Origin of the sequence: Sphingomonas lacusdianchii (genome assembly GCF_022664395.1) — a bacterium.
GTDB classification, from domain to species: domain Bacteria; phylum Pseudomonadota; class Alphaproteobacteria; order Sphingomonadales; family Sphingomonadaceae; genus Sphingomonas; species Sphingomonas lacusdianchii.
Genome location: NZ_JAKRET010000001.1, coordinates 14,042 through 32,609 on the forward strand (window position 1 = coordinate 14,042; position 18,568 = coordinate 32,609).

Consider the following 18,568-nt stretch of genomic DNA (forward strand, 5'->3'; position numbering starts at 1 on the left):
CCATATGACCAACGCCTCGACCAATTTCGTCAATATCGGCGAACGCACCAACGTGACCGGATCCGCGCGCTTCAAGAAGCTGGTGATGGCCGGCGACTATGCGGCGGCGGTCGAAGTCGCGCTGCAACAGGTTGAGAGCGGGGCGCAGGTGCTCGATGTCAACATGGACGAGGGGCTGCTCGACGCGCATCATGCGATGACCACCTTCCTGAAGCTCATTCAGGCCGAGCCCGATATCGCCCGCATTCCGGTGATGGTCGACAGCTCGAAATGGGACGTGATCGAGGCCGGTCTGAAATGCGTTAGCGGCAAGCCCATCGTCAATTCGATCAGCATGAAGGAGGGCGAGGAACAGTTCCTCCGTCATGCCCGGATTTGCATGAACTATGGCGCGGCGGTCGTGGTCATGGCGTTCGACGAGGTCGGGCAGGCCGATACCCAGGCGCGCAAGGTGGAGATTTGCACCCGCGCCTATGACCTGCTGATGACGATCGGTTTTCCGCCAGAGGACATCATCTTCGATCCGAACATCTTCGCGGTGGCGACGGGGATCGAGGAGCATAACAATTACGGCGTCGACTTCATCGAAGCCTGCCGCGAGATCAAGGCGCGCTGCCCGCATTGCCATATCTCGGGCGGGCTATCGAACCTGTCGTTCAGCTTCCGCGGCAACGAGCCGGTACGGCGCGCGATGCACTCGATCTTCCTTTACCACGCGATCCCGGCGGGGATGGACATGGGGATCGTCAATGCCGGGCAGCTCGACGTGTACGACACGATCGATCCGGAACTGCGCACCGCCTGCGAGGATGTGATCCTCAACCGCGATCCGGGCGCGACCGACCGGCTGATCGCACTGGCGGAAAAGTACAAGGGGACCGACGCCGTTGCCGAAAAGGCGGCGGCGGAATGGCGCTCGCTGCCCGTCGTCAAGCGGCTCGAATATGCGCTGGTCAAGGGCATCGACGCGCATGTCGTCGACGATACCGAGGAATGCCGCCAGCAATTCGCCCGGCCGATCGAGGTGATCGAGGGGCCGCTGATGGACGGGATGAACGTCGTCGGCGACCTGTTCGGATCGGGCAAGATGTTCCTGCCGCAGGTGGTCAAGTCCGCGCGCGTGATGAAGAAGGCGGTGGCGCACCTGCTGCCCTTCATCGAGGCGGCGAAGGAGCCCGGTGCCAAGGGCAAGGGCAAGATCATCATGGCGACCGTGAAGGGCGACGTGCATGACATTGGGAAGAATATCGTCGGCGTCGTGCTGCAATGCAACGGCTTCGACGTCGTCGATCTGGGCGTGATGGTGCCGTGGACGAAGATCCTCGAGGCCGCCAACGAGAATGACGCGGACATGATCGGGTTGTCGGGCCTTATCACCCCGTCACTGGACGAGATGGTCACCGTTGCCGAGGAGATGAAGCGCGCGGGCATGACCATGCCGCTGCTGATCGGCGGGGCGACGACGTCGAAGGTCCATACCGCGCTGCGCATCTCGCCTGCCTATGACGGGCCGATCGTCCATGTGCTCGACGCGAGCCGCGCGGTCGGCGTGGCGACGACGCTGGTCAGCGAGACCGGGCGTGATGCCTATGTCGAGCAGGTCGCGGCGGATTACGAGGCGGTGCGCGTCGCGCGCGCGGGCAAGGGGCAGAGCGAACTTACCCCGATCGCCGACGCGCGGGCCAATGGGTTCAAGACCGATTTCAGCCAGAAGCCCGGCACGCCGGCCCGGCCGGGGCGGCATGTGTTCGATGACTGGGATCTGGCGGACCTGCGCGATTATATCGACTGGACGCCGTTCTTCCGGGCGTGGGAGCTTGCCGGCAACTTTCCGGCGATTCTGACCGACGAGGTCGTGGGCGAGAGCGCGTCGTCGCTCTACGCGGATGCGCAGGCGATGCTCGACCGGATCATCTCGGAAAAATGGCTGACGGCAAAGGGGGTTGCCGCGTTGTGGCACGCCCGTGCGCAGGGCGACGACGTGATCGTCGACGTGCCCGCCGAGCAGATCGAGCCGGCGCTGGAGGCGGGGCGGGTGTCGCCGCTGTCGGGCGTGCCGCACGAGTTCGCGACGCCGTTGCAGAACAGCCATGCGACCCATGCGATCCGCATGCCGTTCCTGCGCCAGCAGGTGCAGAAGCGCGAGGGGCGGGCGAATATGTGCCTTGCCGATTTCGTCGATCCGGCGGGCGACTGGATGGGCGGGTTCGCGGTCGGCATCCACGGGATCGACCCGCATATCGCGCGGTTCAAGGCCGAGAATGACGACTATCAGGACATCTTGCTGAAGGCGCTGGCCGACCGGCTGGCGGAGGCGTTTGCCGAGCGGTTGCACCATCATGTGCGGACGGTGCTGTGGGGCTATGCGCCCGACGAGCAGTTGACCAACGAGGCGATGATCCGCGAGCAATATCGCGGCATCCGCCCCGCGCCCGGCTATCCGGCATGCCCCGACCATAGCCAGAAACCGATCCTGTTCGAGATGCTGGGCGCCACCCAAGCGACTGGAATCACGCTGACCGACAGCTTTGCCATGCTGCCGACGGCGGCGGTGTCGGGGTTCTATTTCGGGCATCCGGACAGCGCCTATTTCGGGGTGGCGCGGATCGGGCGGGACCAGCTGGAGGATTATGCGGCGCGGCGCGGGGTCAGCGTCGAGCAGGCGGAGCGGTGGCTGCGGCCTAATCTCGACTGAGCGCGGCCAGTATCCGGGCGCGCAGCCAGTCGCGGTCGGCGGGGCGGGCGAAGCTGTGGCTCGCGGAATCGTGCTGGTGCAGGGGGATACGGGCGCGCAGCGGCGAAAGGTGACGAAGGTGCCACGCAGCGAGGAATGCCGTTGCGGTGTGGTCGCCGGTTGCCAACAGGATTTCCGTGGACACGCCAGAGGCTAACCCGTCGGCGAAGCGATTGGTCAGGCCAGTTGGCGTTCGGCTGGTGGTGGTGAGGGTGACCAATCCGCGCGTCAGGCGGCGGAAGTTGACACGGCCGGTCAAAAGCCGGCGCCATGCGGAGGGCGAAACCAGTCGCTCAGCATAGGTTGCGCGGATGGCAGCGGGGGGCGGCAGGTCGCCCGCGGGTTCGACTACCCACGGATTGGCGAGCAGCAGGCGGTCGATGCCGGCCTGCGCATGGAACAGCGCCAGCGTGGTCGCGGCGTCGCAATTGCCGAAGCCGAGGATGCGCGTGGCGCCGGTCGCTGCGCGGAGCCACGTCGCGGCGGCGCTAAGGTCCGGTGCCGCCGACAGAAATCCGCCGTTGGTCCCGGTCGAATCGCCGATGCCGCGCCGGTCGTAGCGCAGCACCGGATAGCCCGCCGCCGCGACCGATGCCGCCAGCAGCGCCATGCCGCGATGTGCGCCGATGCGCAGTTCGTTGCCGCCCGAGACGATCAGCAGCGCGGTGTCACCTTCGGCGGGATCGAGGGTCGCGGCGATGGTTTCGCCGGCGCAGGGGATGGTTACCAGCCGGCGCATGCACGGCTCCATGCGGCGAGGTCGTCGGCGAGGACATTGGCGAGGGCGGGATCGTCGCCGGGTTCGCTGCGTCGCCAGAGCGGGGCGGCGTCGAGGCGCAGGTCGGCGGGGCCGGGATCGGTGCCGAGGCGAACGGTCCGCAGCGGTTGCATGGTTACAGGCGTTGCGGTTTCGAGTTCGTCGAGCAGCGTCGTCGACAGGCGGTTGCCGCCAACTTCGGCGATGTCCGCGCGGCGATCGATGCCGATGCGGGTCAGTTCGCGCAGCAGCCGCGCGCCCGATTGCGGGGCGAGATGCCAGCGGCCGGCGACAGCGGCATCCTGGTCGAGCAGTGCGCCGGCGCGGATCGCGGCGGTGATGACCGGACGGTCGGTCGCGGCGGCAAGCGCGGCGACGGCGCTGCGCCAGTCGGCCAGCGTGACGGCTTCGGTCGGCAGGAGGCTGTCGCCCTGTCCGGGCAGGTCGGGCAGCATCGCGCCGATATCGCGGGCAGCGAGCGCGCGGAGCAGGCCGACCGCGAAGGTGCGGGTGCGGTTCGCTTCCTCGAAGGGGGGCAGCAGCAACAGCACGACCGGGCCGGCAGCAGGACCGAAACGCCAGAGCGCCTCGCTGCCGCCGGGCCAGTCGTAGCGGTCAATCAAGCGGGCGCCTTGGCGCTTGCGAAGCGGACGAGCGAGCCGAACGTCTCCATCGTGTCGCCGTCGATATCGTCGTCCTCGATCAGGATGCCGAGCCGATCCTCCATCTCGGTCAGGACGCCCGCGACCGCCATCGAATCGAGTTCGGGCAGCGCGCCGAACAGGAGCGTGCTATCGTCGAACGCGGCGGCGCGTTCGTCGGACAGGCCCAGCACGTCGCGCAACACGGCGCGGACGGTTTCCTCGGTCGATGCTGAACCCTGTGCGATCACTCAATTTCCCCTGTCGGCGATAGGGTCGCCGGATCGCGGGTGTTTAGGGGGTGGGCGGCGCGATGCCAAGGTGGTGGGTGGGGGTTAAGGGCGGGGCGAAGCGGGTTGCTTTCGTTGCGCTGGGTCCTTTGTTCTGCCGTCGGTCGACGAGAGGGGGGCGATGGGACGATGGTTTTCGGCAAGGGGGACCGACGATCGTGAATTTTCGTCATTCCCGCGCAGGCGGGAATCCATAGCCGCTGACGTTTCGACTGGGCTCGCGACGCTGGCGCATAGGGCCTCCCGCCGGCGCGGGAGTGACGATCGTGATGGAGCAGTCGTCCCGCGGACATGCAGGGGTCGAGCGAGCCCTTGGCTCGCGCGCTCGCTTGGGCGAGCGCTCCACCCCTCTCCCAGCTCCGACTAAGCCTTTGCTGCGCAAAGACCAAGTCTGCGCAACCCTCTCCCCTCTGCGAGGGGTGAGGGAAATATGCGGGTATGGCGGTACTGGACGAAATGGGGGGGGGCGCGCCGCCTCCATCTGGTGAACCGCCCCCGGTTCAATCCGTGCCGCAACTGGTCTAAGGCGCGGGGATGCTTGATCCGGTTCCGCAGATGATCGATCGCTTGCCGTTGCGTGGGGAGCAGGACGCGCCGGCGTTGATCGATCGTGACGGCATCGTGACCTATGCCGAGCTTGAAACGCTGGTCGCGCGCGTGGCCGGCGGGCTGCGAGGGTTGCCGGCGGGGGCACGGGTGGCGACGTGGTTGCCCAAGACGCGACTGGCCTGCGTCATGCCATTGGCGGCGGCGCGCGCCGGATTGGTGCATGTGCCGGTCAATCCGGTGCTGAAACGGGCGCAGGTGGCGCATATCCTTGCCGATAGCGGCGCGTCGCTGCTGGTGACGCAAGGTGCGCGGGTCGCGGCGCTGGCGCCGGGGGATGTGCCCAAGGGATGCGCGGTCGTGACCGATGCGCCCGATGGCGCGCCGGTCGGGGCGAGCGAGGGCAACCCGGACGCGCTGGCGGCGATCCTCTATACCTCCGGATCGACCGGGCGGCCCAAGGGCGTGATGCTGAGCCACGCCAATTTGTGGCTGGGGGCGATTTCGGTCGCGCATTACCTGCGGATCGTACCCGGGGATCGGGTGCTCGCGGTGCTGCCGCTGAGTTTCGACTATGGGCAGAACCAGCTTTTTTCGACCTGGGCGGCGGGGGGCGCGGTGGTGCCGCTCGACTATCTGACCGCGCGCGACGTGGTGAAGGCGGTCGAACGGTTCGGGGCGACGACGCTGGCCGGCGTGCCGCCACTGTGGACGCAATTGCTGGAGGCGGAATGGCCGGCGGAGACGGCGGCGCGGCTGCGGCGGCTGACCAATTCGGGCGGGGCGCTGACGCCGCGTCTGGTGCGGGGGTTGCGGGAGCGCTTCGCGGGGGCGGAATTGTTCGCGATGTACGGGCTGACCGAGGCGTTCCGCTCGACCTTTCTGGACCCGGCGCTGATCGATGCGAAGCCCGAGGCGATGGGGCGGGCGATCCCCTTTGCCGAGGTGGCGGTGGTACGCGCCGATGGCAGCCGTGCGGAGCCGGGCGAGCCGGGCGAACTGGTCCATGCCGGGCCGCTGGTCGCGCAAGGATATTGGCACGATGCCGAGCGGACCGTGCTGCGGTTTCGGCCGGCGCCGGCATGGATGGCGAGCGGCGGCATGGCGGTTTGGTCGGGCGATACGGTGGCGCAAGGCGCGGACGGACTGTTGCGCTTCGTGGGACGCGATGACGAGATGATGAAGGTGGCGGGCAACCGGATCAGCCCGACTGAGGTCGAGGAAGCGGTCGAGGCCGGCGGCGAGGTGGCCGAGGCGGTGGCGGTCGGGCTGCCCGATGCGCGGCAGGGGCAGGCGATCGTTGTCGTGGCGCGGGCGGCGATCGAGGGCGCGGAGGAAGCGGTGCGGGCAAGGCTACGACGCGACCTGCCGAGTTTTCAGCAGCCGGTGCGCTATGTCTGGGTCGAGGCGATGCCGCGCAACGCCAATGGCAAGCTTGACCGGGTAGCGGTGCGGGCGTTGGCGGAAGGGACGGTCGCATGAAGCCGATCGGGCCGATCCCGGCGGGCTTTGCCGGGCAGTCGCGGTTGATGGTCGGCGGGGTCGACTTCGCCGAGTTGCTGGCACGCGCCGGGGACACGCCAGCGTTCCTGTATGACGGGGCGGCGATCGCCGCGCGGGTGGCGCAGTTGCGCGCGGCGCTGCCGGCAGAGGTCGGCGTGCATTATGCGATCAAGGCCAATCCGCATCGAGACTTGCTGGCGATGATCGCGCCGCTGGTCGACGGGCTGGACGTGGCGTCGGGCGGCGAACTGGCGCTGGCGCTGGCCGTCAAGCCGGCGGTGGCGATCAGCTTTGCGGGGCCGGGCAAGCGTGACGACGAACTGGCGGCGACGATCGGGGCAGGCGCGACGTTGCATGTCGAGTCGGAGGGCGAGGCAGAGCGGGCGCTGGCGATCGGCGATCGGCTCGGGCTCGCCCCCCGCATCGCGGTGCGGGTGAACCCCGATTTCGAACTGCGCGGGTCGGGGATGCGGATGGGCGGGCGCGCCTCGCCATTCGGGATCGATGCGGCGCGGGTGCCGGCGCTGGTGCGGCGGCTGGTGGCGGTCGGGGCGGACTGGCACGGCTTTCATATCTTTGCGGGGTCGCAGACGCTCGACAGTGCGGCGATCGTCGAGGCGCAGGCGGCGACGGTGACGCTGGCCGAGCGGCTGGCGGAGGAAGCGGGGGCGGTGCCGGCGTTCGTCAATCTGGGCGGCGGGTTCGGCATTCCCTATTTCGCGGGCGATGTGGCGGTCGATGTCGAACGCGTCGGCGCGGCGCTGGGCGAGCGGCTGGCGGTGCGGGGCGACGTGCTGGGTGCGACCGGGTTCGCGGTCGAACTGGGGCGCTGGCTGGTCGGGGAGGCGGGCGTCTATTGCACGCGCGTCGTCGACGTGAAGGACAGTGGCGGCGAGACGTTCGTGGTGGTCGATGGCGGGCTGCATCACCAATTGGCGGCGAGCGGCAATTTTGGCACCGTGGTGCGGCGCAACTATCCGGTGGCGGTGGCCGGGCGGATGGATGCGGCGGCGACGATGACGGCGTCGGTGGTCGGATGCCTGTGCACGCCGCTCGATCGGCTGGCGGACCGGGTGGCGCTGCCGCAGGTCGCGGTCGGCGATACGATCGTGCTGTTCCAGGCCGGGGCCTATGGCGCGACGGCCAGTCCGGCAGCCTTTCTGGGACATCCACCGGCGCGCGAGTTGCTGGTCGGGGCAGCGGGTTAGCAACCGACTGTCGCAAAATGGGACAGGGTCGGCGTTTGTCGCTGTACTCAACCGGATATTTACCCCTTGGCCGGCATAGCGGGCTACAGTCCTGCGCGGTCCGTGTCGGCCGTGCGCGTTCGAACGAGGAAGTGGTATGCGTTTGAAGGGTGGAGTTGCCGGGGTGGCGCTGTGCGCGGTGCTGGGCGGGTGCGCCGGCGGTGCGACGCGCCCCGAACTGCCGCCCGCGCCGTTCGTGCAGGCGAAGGAGGCACCGGGCGAGGCTTATGTGATCGGGCCGCTCGACCAGCTCAGCATCTTCGTATGGCGCAATCCCGAACTGTCGGCGAAGGTACAGGTGCGGCCCGATGGGCGGATCACCACGCCGCTGATCAACGACATGCCCGCCACCGGCAAGACTCCGGCGATGCTGGCCGACGACCTGAAACTGGCGCTGGGCGAATATGTGAAGGACCCGCTGGTATCGGTGATCGTCGAGAATTTTTCCGGCACCTTCAGCCAGCAGGTGCGGGTGGTCGGTGCGACCGAGAAGCCGGCGTCGCTGCCCTACCGGGCGAACATGACGTTGCTGGATGCGATGATCGCGGTGGGCGGGCTGAACCAATATGCGTCGGGCAATCGCGCGCGGCTGGTGCGATACGACCGGGCGACGGGGAAGCAGGAAGAATTCGGGCTGCGCATCTCCAGCCTGCTCAAGAACGGCGATTCGAGCGCGAACGTGAAGCTGCAGCCGGGCGACGTCATCATCATTCCCGAGAGCATGTTCTGAGATGGACGGGCTGGTTGGCGAGCTGAAGCTGATCCTGCACGCGATCTGGCAGCGGCGCTGGATCGCGCTGGCGATCGCATGGGTGGTGTGTCTGGCCGGGTGGCTGGTCGTCAGCCAGATCCCCAACAGCTATCAGTCGACCGCGCGGGTGATGGTCGAGATGCGGCAGGTGCTGCCGGGGGCCGAGGCGGCGGTGGCGCAGAATGCGCAGGCCAAGGACATCGACCGGATCCGCCAGACGCTGACCTCGGCGGTGAACCTCGAGAAGGTCGTGCGCGGCACGTCGATGGCCGAGACGATCGCCAACGACCGCGACGTGGCGGACCGGGTGGCGTCGCTGCAGAACGCGATCAAGCTGACCGCGCAGCAGGACAATCTGTTCGAGATTTCGGCGACGGCGGGCAATCCGAAGCTGGCGCGCGAGATCGTGCAGAAGATGATCGACATCTTCGTCGAGGATAATCTGGCGAGCGACCGCGATGCGACGGTGCAGTCGCTGCGCTTCCTCGACCAGCAGCTGGCGCAGCGGCAGAAGCAGCTGGCCGATGCCGAAGCGCGGCGGCAGGCATTTCAGGCGCAGTATATGGCGATGCTGCCGGGGACGGGGTCGCTCGACGATCGCATGTCGAACGCGCGCGCCGAACTGGCGCAGATCGACGGCAACCTTGCGGCGGCGCAGTCGAGCCTGTCGGCGGTCAATGCGCAGCTGGCGGGCACGGCGGCGACGCTGCCGGGGACGGCCGGCACGGCGACGGTCGGGCCGGCACGCGCGCGGCTGAACGCGATCGAGGGACAGATCGCCGAGGGACGCAGCCGGGGATGGACCGATGCCCATCCCGACATGGTGGCGCTGAACCGGCAGCTGGTAGCGGCACGCGCGGCGGCGCGGGGCGAGGGCGGTGGCGTCAGCGGGGGCACGGCGGCATCGCCAAACCCCTTCTACCTGCAGCTGCGCGCGACGCAGGCCGATCGCCAGGCGACGGTCGCCGAACTGACGCAGCGCAAGCAACAGATCGAGGCACAGCTGAACGGATTGCAGGCGAAGATCGCCGAGGACCCGCAGGCGGCGGCGCAGCAGTCGCAGCTCGACCGCGATATCGCGTCGCTAAAGCAGCAATATGACTCGCTGTTCCAGGACCGCGAACAGGTGCGGATCCAGAGCAGCGTGCAGACCGATACCGATGCGGTGAAGTTCAGCGTGATCGACCCGCCGACCCAGCCGCGCGCACCGACCGCACCGAACCGGCCGCTGTTGCTGCTTGGCGTGCTGGTCGTCGGGATCGGCGCGGGCATCAGCGCGGCATTCGCGCTCAGCCGGCTGAAGACGAGCTTTGCCACGGCGGCACGGCTGGAGAAGATCAGCGGCATGCCGGTGCTGGGCGCGATCGGCGAAGTCGTGACCGATGCGGTACGCGCCGAACGCCAGCGGCGGTTGAAACTGTTCGCGGGGGGCACGGGGGCATTGCTCGCCGCGTTCGTGCTGTTGCTCGGCCTCGAGTTCGCGCAACGCGGGCTGGTTGCCTGAAGGGAGGACGGCCCAAGTGAACGATCAGTCGCATCGTGGCCTGCGTAGCCAGTCGCTGCTCGAACGGGCGGCGGCGCGCTGGCAGATGGCGCCGGCTCCCGAGGTCCCGGTCGAGCCAGCTGCGGAGGTTGCCCCGGCGCCGAAGAAGCCTATGGCGGCCGCGCGCATCCGGCCGGTCGATCCGGCAAGGATCGATCGCGACGCGCTGGCCGAGGGTGGGATGCTGGTGCCCGGCGGTCCGGTGACGGCGCTGGCCGAGGAATTTCGGCTGGTGAAGCGGCAGTTGCTGGCGACCGGAGCCGATATCGCCAAGCGCGACGAGGATGCTGCGCGGATGATCCTGCTATGTTCGGCGCAGCCGGGTGACGGCAAGACCTTCTGCGCGATCAACCTTGCGCTGTCGCTGGCGGCCGAGCGCGACCTGAACGTCCTGCTGGTCGATGCCGATTTCAACAAGCCCGACATTCTGGGGCGGCTGGGGCTGGAGGCGGAGCGCGGGCTGCTCGACGCGCTGGGCGATGCGAGCATCGATCCCGAAACGCTGGTGATCGCGACCGACGTGCCGCAACTGTCGATCTTGCCGGCGGGAACGCGGACCAACGCCGATACCGAATTGTTGCGCAGCGACCGGGCGCGGGCGGTGCTCGACGCGCTGCTGGCCGCCGATCCCGATCGCATCCTCCTGTTCGATTCCCCGCCGGCACTGGCCGCGTCGTCGGCGGCGGTGCTGGCGACGCTGGTCGGGCAGACGGTGCTGGTGGTGCGCGCCGACCGCAGCAGCGAAGCCGATTTGCGCGAGGCGGTGGCGCTGCTTGACGGGTGCGCCGAAATCCAGTTGCTGCTCAACGCGACGACCTATCGCGCCGAGGGGCCGCGCTTCGGCTATTACGGGCAGGAACAGGATTGATGGTTCGGGCTGCGGTCCTGCCGGTCCTGATCGCGGCCGCCGCGCCGGCACAGGCGCAGCGGGTCGATGTCAGCCCCTATATCAAGGTCGGACAGGCGGTCGCCGCCGACCTGACCGATGGCGACGTGGTGACCTATACGCAGGTGACCGCCGGGATCGATGCGCAGGTCACGACGCAGCGCGTGCAGGTGCAGGCCAATTACCAGTATCAGCGCATCTTCGACTGGGGCAGCGATTTCGGCGGCGGTGAGATTCATTCGGGGCTGGCGCGGGCCAATGTCGCGATCACGCGCTGGCTGAACCTCGAAGGCGGCGCAATCGCGACGCGGGCGCGCGGCGACCAGCGCGGGGGCGGGTTCGGGCCGTTCGTCAATGTCAGCAACGTCAACACCGCGCAGGTGTACGGGCTCTATGCCGGGCCGACGATCGCGACGCGGGTCGGGCCGTTCGCGGTCAACGGTACCTATCAGTTCGGCTATGTGAAGGCCGAGGCGCCGGGCGCGATTGACCTGGCACCGGGGCAGCGCCGGGTCGATTATTTCGACGAAGCGACCAGCCATCTGGTGATGGGCAGCGCGGGGACGCGGGCGGGAACGATCCTGCCGATCGGTTTCACCGTGTCGGGCGCGTGGCTGCGCGAGGATGCGGGCCAGCTCGACCAGAAGTTCGAGGGCGCGTACGGCCGGGTCGATGCGGTGCTGCCGCTCAGCCGGACGGTCGCGGCAGTCGGTGGCGTCGGTTATGAAAAGATCGAGGTGACACAGCGCGATCCGCTGCTCGACGCGCAGGGGCAGCCGGTGCTCGACGGGGCGGGGCGGTTCGTGACCGATCCAGCGTCGGAACCGCGCATCGCCTATAACACCGATGGGCTGATCTGGGATGCCGGGGTCTTGTGGCGACCGTCGCCGCGCACCGCGCTGGAGGCGCGGCTGGGGCGGCGTTATGGATCGATGAGCTATACCGCATCGCTGCAATGGCAGAGCGGGCCGGGGGCGGCGGTGCAGGTCGGGGTGTACGACAGCGTCACGACGTTCGGCCGGCAGCTGACCGGATCGCTGGCGCAACTGCCGATCAACTATATCGACGGGCAGGACCCGTTCGGCGCGCGCTATGGTGGCTGCGTGTTCGGCGGCGGGGTGACGCCCGAGGGGCAGTCGAATGCGGGCGCGTGCCTGACCCCGGTATTCCAGTCGATCAGCGCGGCGACGTTCCGCGCGCGCGGGATCGACGCGGTCTATTCGATCACGCGCGGTCCGACCCGGCTGGGGCTGGGCGCGGGCTATGCCAGCCGGCGCTTCTACCTGCCGCCGGTGCCGGGGGCGGTCGTCTATCGATCGCGCGACGAGAGCTATTATGTGCAGGGCTTTGGCCAATGGGCGGTCGACGGGCGGTCGTCGATCGGCGTCGACGTCTATGGCAATTATTTCGTCAGCGGGATCGAGGGCGGACTGGACGCATGGGGCGCAGGCGCGCAGGGCGGCTATTATCGGCGGTTCGGGCGGGCCTATGGCAGTCTGACGGCGGGGCTGTACGGCTTCGATGTCGAGGGCGCGGAGTCCGATGTGATCGCGCAGGCGTTGCTAGGGGTCGGGTATCGGTTCTAGGGTATTACGGAAATACGCGGAACCGTTCGTGCTGAGTAGGGGCTGAGCCTGTCGAAGTCCCGTATCGAAGCACACGCGGCAGACGGTCCTTCGATACGCCATTTCGACAAGCTCAATGGCTACTCAGGACGAACGGACAGGGCTTATCTTATCGTGTTCTGAGGTGCCGGGATAACGCTGCGTGCTCCTATCAGCTTCCCGTCATTCCCGCGCAGACGGGAATGCCGATCCGCTGATGTGCATCAAAAATCGGCCACGTTGCGGATGGGGACACCTGCCCCCGCAGGGCTGGCGAATGCGAAATTCCGCGATCTTCAACGGCTTGCGGTGCATTTGCGGTGGACACATTCGCCCCGCCGCAAAATTTTAAGAAGAATAAACCGATCGGGGTTATACAACTCCCAACGGAGATGTTGATGTACGACGATCACTATGGCCTGACCGGTCGCCCGTTCCAGCTGACGCCCGATCCGGCCTTCTGGTTCGATACCGCGACGCATCGCAAGGCGATGGCGTATCTCGGCTATGGATTGAGCCAGGGCGAGGGCTTCATCGTCATCACCGGCGATCCGGGCACCGGCAAGACGACGCTGCTCGGCCATCTGATGCGGACGATCGATGCCGCGCGGCTGAACGTCATCCGCATCGTGACGACGCAGATCGAGGCCGACGACCTGTTGCGGCTGGTCGCCGCCGGCCTCGACGTCGAGCATGACGGGCTGACCAAGGCGCAGTTGCTGAGCGGGATCGAACGCGGGCTGCACAATGTCGCGCGCTCGGGCCGGCGGACGCTGCTGGTGATCGACGAGGCGCAGTCGCTGCCGGTCGGGTCGATCGAAGAATTGCGGATGCTGTCGAATTTTCAGGCGGGCGGATATGCGCTGTTGCAGATCTGCCTGCTCGGCCAGCCTGAATTCCGCCAGCGGCTGCACGGGTCGGACCGGCTGGAGCAGCTGCGCCAGCGGGTGATCGCGATGCATCACCTCGACCCAATGGAGGTCGAGGAGGTTGGACCGTATCTGGAACACCGGCTGCGTGTGGTCGGATGGAGCGGCAGCCCGAGTTTCTCGCCCGATACGCTGGAGGCACTGCACCGCTGGTCGGGGGGAATCCCGCGCCGGCTGAACCAGTTGGCCAGCCGGGTGCTGCTGTTCGGTGCGATCGAGGGGATCGACCGGTTCGGCGCGCTCGACGTCGAGAATGTGATTGCCGATCTGGACAAGGATGGGCTGGGCAGTCGGGCGGGCGATGCCGAGGCGGACGAACCGACGTCGTTCGGCGATGCCGAGCCGCGGCCGATGACGCCGCCGCCGCCGCCGATGCCGCCGCGTCCGATCCATTTGTCGGTGGTCGAGAGCGGGCAGCGTCCGGCGCCGCCGGTCGCCGAGACCGAGGCGTTGCTGGCGCGGATCGAATCGCTCGAAGCGCGGCTGGAGCAACAGGATCTGGCGCTGCGGCGGGTGCTGACGCTGCTGGTCGACTGGGTCGAGGGCGAGCAGCGCCGGCCCGACCTGACGTCCGTGCGCGTCGCCGGCTGAGGTTTCCCCATGCGCAACGCGATGTCGGTCGACGTCGAGGACTGGTTTCAGGTCGGTGCGTTCGAAACGGTCATCGACCGGCGCGACTGGGACGGGCTGGAACACCGGGTCGAGGCGAATACCGATGCGGTGCTCGACCTGTTCGCCGCTGCCGGGGTCACCGCGACCTTCTTCACGCTCGGCTGGGTGGCGGATCGGTTTCCGGCGCTGATGCAGCGGATCGTCGCCGGAGGGCATGAACTGGCCAGCCATGGCTGGGACCATAAGCGCGTCTTCACGATGACGGCGGACCAATTTCGCGACGATCTGGCGCGGGCGCGGACGGTGCTGGAGGATGCCGGCGGGCAGGCGGTGACCGGCTATCGCGCGCCGAGTTTCTCGATCGATGCGCGGACGCCATGGGCGCATGGCGTGCTGGCCGATGCGGGCTATGCCTATTCGTCGTCGGTCGCGCCGCTGACCCACGACCATTATGGCTGGGCGGGGGCACCGCGCGGGCTGTACCGGCCGGTGGCGGGCAGCACGCTGATCGAGTGGCCGATCACGCTGGCCAAGGTGCTGGGACGCGATGTGTCGGCGGGGGGCGGGTTTTTCCGGCTGCTGCCGAACAAGGTCGTCGAGGATGCGGTGGTCCGCAGCAACCGGATGGAGGCGCATCCGGCGATGTTCTATTTCCATCCGTGGGAGATCGATCCGGGCCAGCCGCGCGTCGCCAATGCGCCGCTGAAGTCGAAACTGCGCCATTATCCGCGGTTGGGGGCGATGGCGGGCAAGCTGGAGCGGCTGATGGCACGGCATGACTGGGGCCGGGCCGATGCGATCGTCGCCGAGCGCGCGGTCGCACTGTGAGCCTGCGCGTTCGGCGGGCGGACCTGACCGACGTCGCCGAGCGCGCGCGGATCACAGCGTTCGTCGAGGGGCGGGTGGAGGCTAGCCCTTTTCACCTGCCGATCTGGGGGGAGGCGACGGCGGCGGGGTGCGGGCAGGCGTATCGCATGCTGCTGGCCGAAGAGGCGGGGGCGCTGGTCGGGCTGGTGCCGCTGACGCAGGTGCGCTCGCCGCTGTTCGGGGCGGCACTGGTGTCGACCGGCTTCGGGGTTGGCGGTGGCGTGCTGGGCGACGGGGCGGCGGCGCGGATGCTGGCCGAGGCTGCGGTGGGCGTGGCGCGCGAACTGGGTTGTCCGACGATCGAGATGCGCGGCGGAGCGCCGATCGATGCGGCGGGCTGGACGTTCGACGATACGCGCTATCTGGGGTTCGTGCGGCCGTTGGCGGCGGATGATGACGCCGAATTGCTGGCGATCCCGCGCAAGCAGCGTGCTGATGTGCGCAAGGCGCTGGCCGCGCCGTTCGAGGTGGCGATCGGGCGCGATGCGGCAGCGCTGGCCGAGCATTTCCGGGTCTATGGCACGTCGGTGCGCAATCTCGGCACGCCGGTCTTTCCGAGAGCATTGTTCCGCGAGGTCGTGGCGGCGTTCGGGCAGGATGCCGATGTGTTGACCATCCGCCATGCCGGGCGGACGGTGGCGAGCGTGCTGTCGATCTATTGGCGGGGCACGGTCTATCCCTATTGGGGCGGCGGCACGGCCGAAGCGCGGGGGTTGCGCGCCAATGAGCGCATGTATTTCGAACTGATGCGCCATGCGCGGACGCGGGGCTGCGACCGGTTCGATTTCGGGCGGTCGAAGGTCGGAACCGGGCCGGCGGCGTACAAGAAGAATTGGGGGTTCGTCGGCGAACCGCTCGGCTATCCGACCTGGACCGCCGATGGTGCCGCGCCGCGCGATGCCAGTCCGCTCAACCCCAAATACCGGTTGAAGATCGCGGCGTGGCAGAGACTGCCGCTGGCGGTGTCGAACCGGGTCGGGCCGTGGATCGCGAAGGGGCTGGGGTGAGCGACATCCTGTTCCTTGCCCACCGCGTGCCCTATCCCCCCGATCGCGGTGACAAGGTGCGCAGCCATCATGTGATGCGGCATCTGTCGACGCTGGGGCGGGTGCATCTGGCCACGTTCGCCGATGATCCGCGCGATCTGGGGCATGATGCCGCGCTCAAGCGATGGTGTGCGAGCGCGGCGGTGGTGCCGCGGAGCAAGGGCAATGCGCGCGCAGCGGTCGAGGCCTTGGCGCGCGGACGGCCGGTGTCGCTGACCGCGTTCGATCATGGCGCGATGCGGGCGGCGGTGGCGCGGTTGCTGGCCGAGCGGCGCTACGACGCCGTCTATGTCTATTCGGGGCAGATGGCGCAGTATCTGCCGGCCGATGCGCGGTTCGTGATGGATTTCGTCGACCTCGATTCGGCCAAGTTCGCTGGATATGCCGAGGATGCGCGCGGGCCGATGCGCTGGATGCTGGCGCGCGAGGCGCGGTTGCTCGGTTCGTTCGAGCGGACGGTGGCGGCGCGGGCCGAGGCGACGCTGTTCGTCAGCGCGGCGGAGGCGGCGATGTTCGGCGGGCAGGCGCAGGCGGTCGAGAACGGGATCGATACCGGTTTCTTCGATCCGGCCTTGGTCGCGCCGGTGGCGGAGGCGGGGCCGCTGATCGTGTTTACCGGGCAGATGGATTACCGGCCGAACATCGATGCGGTGCGCTGGTTCGTGACTAACGTGCTGCCGGGGGTTCCGGGGCGGTTCGCGATCGTCGGGCGCAGTCCCGTGGCGGCGGTGCGGGCGCTGGCGGACGAGCGGGTGATCGTGACCGGCGAGGTCGCCGATGTGCGCGGCTGGATCGCGGCGGCGGATGTCGTCGTCGCACCGCTGCTGCTGGCGCGCGGCGTGCAGAACAAGGTGCTGGAGGCGATGGCGATGGCGCGGCCGGTCGTCGCGTCGAGTGCGGCGGCGGAGGGGATCGATCATGTCGGATTAATCCGTGTCGCGGCGGATGCCGTAGATTTCGTAGGAGAAATTAGCGGGTTGCTGAACGATCCTGTCACGGCGTCTGCGCTGGGGCAGGCGGCGCGGGCGCGGACGATCGCGCGCTATGGATGGGATGCGCGGCTGGAGCCGCTGGCTGAATTGCTGGGGCTGTGAGCAGCGTGGCGATCGAGCGGCCGGCGCAGGTGTTGACGCCCGAATGGCGGCGGTCGCTGATCGCGCTCGGCGGAATCTGGGCGGCGCTGTTGCTGATCTTTCGCCGCGACGTGGGCGACGTGGTCGAAATTTGGTGGAATTCCACCACCTATGGCCATTGCCTGTTCGTGCCGCCGATCATCGGGTGGCTGGTATGGCAGCGGCGGCGCGAGGTGCTGGCGTTGCAGCCGGGAGCGTGGTGGCCGGGACTGGCGATCGTCGCCGGGGGCGGGTTTGGCTGGCTGGTCGGCGAGGCGGCGGCGGTGGCGCTGTTCCGGCATGTCGGGCTGGTGATGCTGCTGCAGGGGGCGGTGGTCACGCTGCTCGGACCGAGCGTCGCGCGTGGGCTGTCGTTTCCGCTCGGCTATATGTTCTTCATGGTGCCGTTCGGCGATTTCATGGAGCCGTGGCTGCAATCGGTGACGGTCGCGCTGACCATGCCGATCCTCCACGCGCTGGGCGTGCCGGCGAGCGTGGACGGGGTGCTGATCACCATTCCGAACGGCTATTTCGAAGTCGCCGAGGCGTGTTCGGGCGCGAAGTTCGTCATCGCGATGATCGCGTACGGCGCGCTGGTCGCCAATGTCTGCTACGTCGCATGGGACCGGCGGGCGGCGTTCATGGCGCTGGCGCTGGTCGTGCCGGTATTGGCCAATGGCGTGCGGGCGGCGGGGACGATCTATGCCGCGTATCTGACCTCGGTCGAGGCGGCGACGGGGTTCGACCATATCGTCTATGGCTGGGTGTTCTTCGCGCTGACCATGGCCGGCGTGCTGGCGATCGGATGGCGCTGGTTCGATCGCGATCCCGATGCGCCGTGGTTCGACGTCGCGCGGGTGCAGGCGATGCCGATGCGCGTCGCCGACCGGTCGATCGCAGCGGGTGCGGTGCTGGGCATCGCCGTCGCCTTTGCCGGATGGGGCTGGGTGATCGACAGCCGCGCCGATCGCCTGCCCGACCGGATCGCATTGCCGGACGTGCCGGGATGGCAGCGGATCGCGATTACGGGCGAGCCATGGGTGCCGAACTACCCGGGTGCCGATCATTCCCTGATCGGCCGCTACGGCGATGCGCGCGGGCGCAGCGTCGACATGGCGATCGCGGTCTATGCCGCGCAGGGCGAGGGGCATGAACTGGTCGGGTTCGGGCAGGGACCGATCCGCGAGAATGACCGCTGGGTGCGGATCGCCGACACCCCACCGATCGCGGGTGGCGCGATGCTGCGGATGGCGGCACCCGGCCCGGTCGAGCGCGAGGTCGCGACATGGTATCGGATCGGATCGGTCACCACCGGCAGCGAGGATCGGGTGAAGCTGGAAACGCTCAAGGCACGGCTGCTCGGCGGACCGCAGCGCGGCGTGGCGGTGCTGGTATCGGCGGAGAAGGGCGCAGCCGATCCGCGTGCAGTCATCACCGATTTCCTGCGCGCGGCAGGACCGGTCGACGCCATCGCCGATCGCGCGGCGGGAGCAAACTGAC

15 protein-coding genes are annotated in these 18,568 nt (G+C 68.3%); 12 read left to right on the top strand and 3 right to left on the bottom strand.

Annotated elements, in window-relative coordinates:
- Nucleotides 1-4: 4 nt before the first annotated feature.
- The gene (gene metH / locus MF607_RS00075) at nt 5-2,695 is read left to right on the top strand and encodes a methionine synthase (RefSeq protein WP_242115371.1); all 2,691 of its coding nucleotides are present in this window, start codon (nt 5-7) and stop codon (nt 2,693-2,695) included.
- Here the strand turns inward: metH and MF607_RS00080 are convergent.
- The 3 genes from MF607_RS00080 to MF607_RS00090 are packed head-to-tail and all read right to left on the bottom strand — an operon-like array spanning nt 2,682 to nt 4,383.
- The gene (locus tag MF607_RS00080; protein WP_242115372.1) at nt 2,682-3,473 is read right to left on the bottom strand and encodes a hydrolase 1, exosortase A system-associated; all 792 of its coding nucleotides are present in this window, start codon (nt 3,471-3,473) and stop codon (nt 2,682-2,684) included. The genes metH and MF607_RS00080 overlap by 14 nt on opposite strands.
- Nucleotides 3,458-4,114, bottom strand: a complete 657-nt coding sequence (locus tag MF607_RS00085; RefSeq protein WP_242115373.1) for an alpha/beta hydrolase family protein — start codon at nt 4,112-4,114, stop codon at nt 3,458-3,460. Before MF607_RS00085 ends, MF607_RS00080 begins: the two co-directional genes overlap by 16 nt.
- The gene (locus tag MF607_RS00090; protein ID WP_242115374.1) at nt 4,111-4,383 is read right to left on the bottom strand and encodes an acyl carrier protein; all 273 of its coding nucleotides are present in this window, start codon (nt 4,381-4,383) and stop codon (nt 4,111-4,113) included. The genes MF607_RS00085 and MF607_RS00090 overlap by 4 nt, the downstream gene beginning before the upstream one ends.
- Before the next feature lie 573 nt (nt 4,384-4,956).
- On the opposite strand from MF607_RS00090, the gene MF607_RS00095 reads away from it, so the two are divergent.
- The 11 genes from MF607_RS00095 to xrtA all read left to right on the top strand — a co-directional run bounded on the left by MF607_RS00095 (nt 4,957) and on the right by xrtA (nt 18,567).
- Nucleotides 4,957-6,450: an AMP-binding protein gene (locus tag MF607_RS00095; RefSeq protein ID WP_242115375.1), complete on the top strand. Its 1,494-nt coding sequence runs from the start codon at nt 4,957-4,959 to the stop codon at nt 6,448-6,450.
- Complete coding sequence (locus MF607_RS00100) at nt 6,447-7,679, top strand: pyridoxal-dependent decarboxylase, exosortase A system-associated (protein ID WP_242115376.1); 1,233 nt, start codon at nt 6,447-6,449, stop codon at nt 7,677-7,679. The genes MF607_RS00095 and MF607_RS00100 overlap by 4 nt, the downstream gene beginning before the upstream one ends.
- A 136-nt stretch (nt 7,680-7,815) precedes the next feature.
- The gene (locus tag MF607_RS00105; RefSeq protein ID WP_242115377.1) at nt 7,816-8,448 is read left to right on the top strand and encodes an XrtA/PEP-CTERM system exopolysaccharide export protein; all 633 of its coding nucleotides are present in this window, start codon (nt 7,816-7,818) and stop codon (nt 8,446-8,448) included.
- 1 nt (nt 8,449) lies between these two features.
- Complete coding sequence (locus MF607_RS00110) at nt 8,450-9,973, top strand: XrtA system polysaccharide chain length determinant (RefSeq protein ID WP_242115378.1); 1,524 nt, start codon at nt 8,450-8,452, stop codon at nt 9,971-9,973.
- 16 nt (nt 9,974-9,989) lie between these two features.
- On the top strand, nt 9,990-10,880 hold the full coding sequence (locus tag MF607_RS00115; protein ID WP_242115379.1) for an AAA family ATPase: 891 nt from the start codon (nt 9,990-9,992) through the stop codon (nt 10,878-10,880).
- Nucleotides 10,880-12,484, top strand: coding sequence for a hypothetical protein (locus MF607_RS00120; RefSeq protein ID WP_242115380.1), 1,605 nt, complete (start codon nt 10,880-10,882; stop codon nt 12,482-12,484). The genes MF607_RS00115 and MF607_RS00120 overlap by 1 nt, the downstream gene beginning before the upstream one ends.
- Before the next feature lie 416 nt (nt 12,485-12,900).
- Nucleotides 12,901-14,022, top strand: a complete 1,122-nt coding sequence (locus tag MF607_RS00125; RefSeq protein ID WP_242115381.1) for an AAA family ATPase — start codon at nt 12,901-12,903, stop codon at nt 14,020-14,022.
- A 9-nt stretch (nt 14,023-14,031) separates the two neighbouring features.
- On the top strand, nt 14,032-14,871 hold the full coding sequence (locus tag MF607_RS00130; RefSeq protein ID WP_242115382.1) for an XrtA system polysaccharide deacetylase: 840 nt from the start codon (nt 14,032-14,034) through the stop codon (nt 14,869-14,871).
- Nucleotides 14,868-15,917, top strand: a complete 1,050-nt coding sequence (locus MF607_RS00135; RefSeq protein WP_242115383.1) for a FemAB family XrtA/PEP-CTERM system-associated protein — start codon at nt 14,868-14,870, stop codon at nt 15,915-15,917. Before MF607_RS00130 ends, MF607_RS00135 begins: the two co-directional genes overlap by 4 nt.
- A complete protein-coding gene (locus tag MF607_RS00140) occupies nt 15,914-17,050 on the top strand; it encodes a TIGR03087 family PEP-CTERM/XrtA system glycosyltransferase (RefSeq protein WP_242115384.1) in 1,137 nt (378 codons plus the stop codon). Before MF607_RS00135 ends, MF607_RS00140 begins: the two co-directional genes overlap by 4 nt.
- On the top strand, nt 17,047-18,567 hold the full coding sequence (xrtA, locus tag MF607_RS00145; RefSeq protein ID WP_431311880.1) for an exosortase A: 1,521 nt from the start codon (nt 17,047-17,049) through the stop codon (nt 18,565-18,567). Before MF607_RS00140 ends, xrtA begins: the two co-directional genes overlap by 4 nt.
- Nucleotide 18,568: the final 1 nt, after the last annotated feature.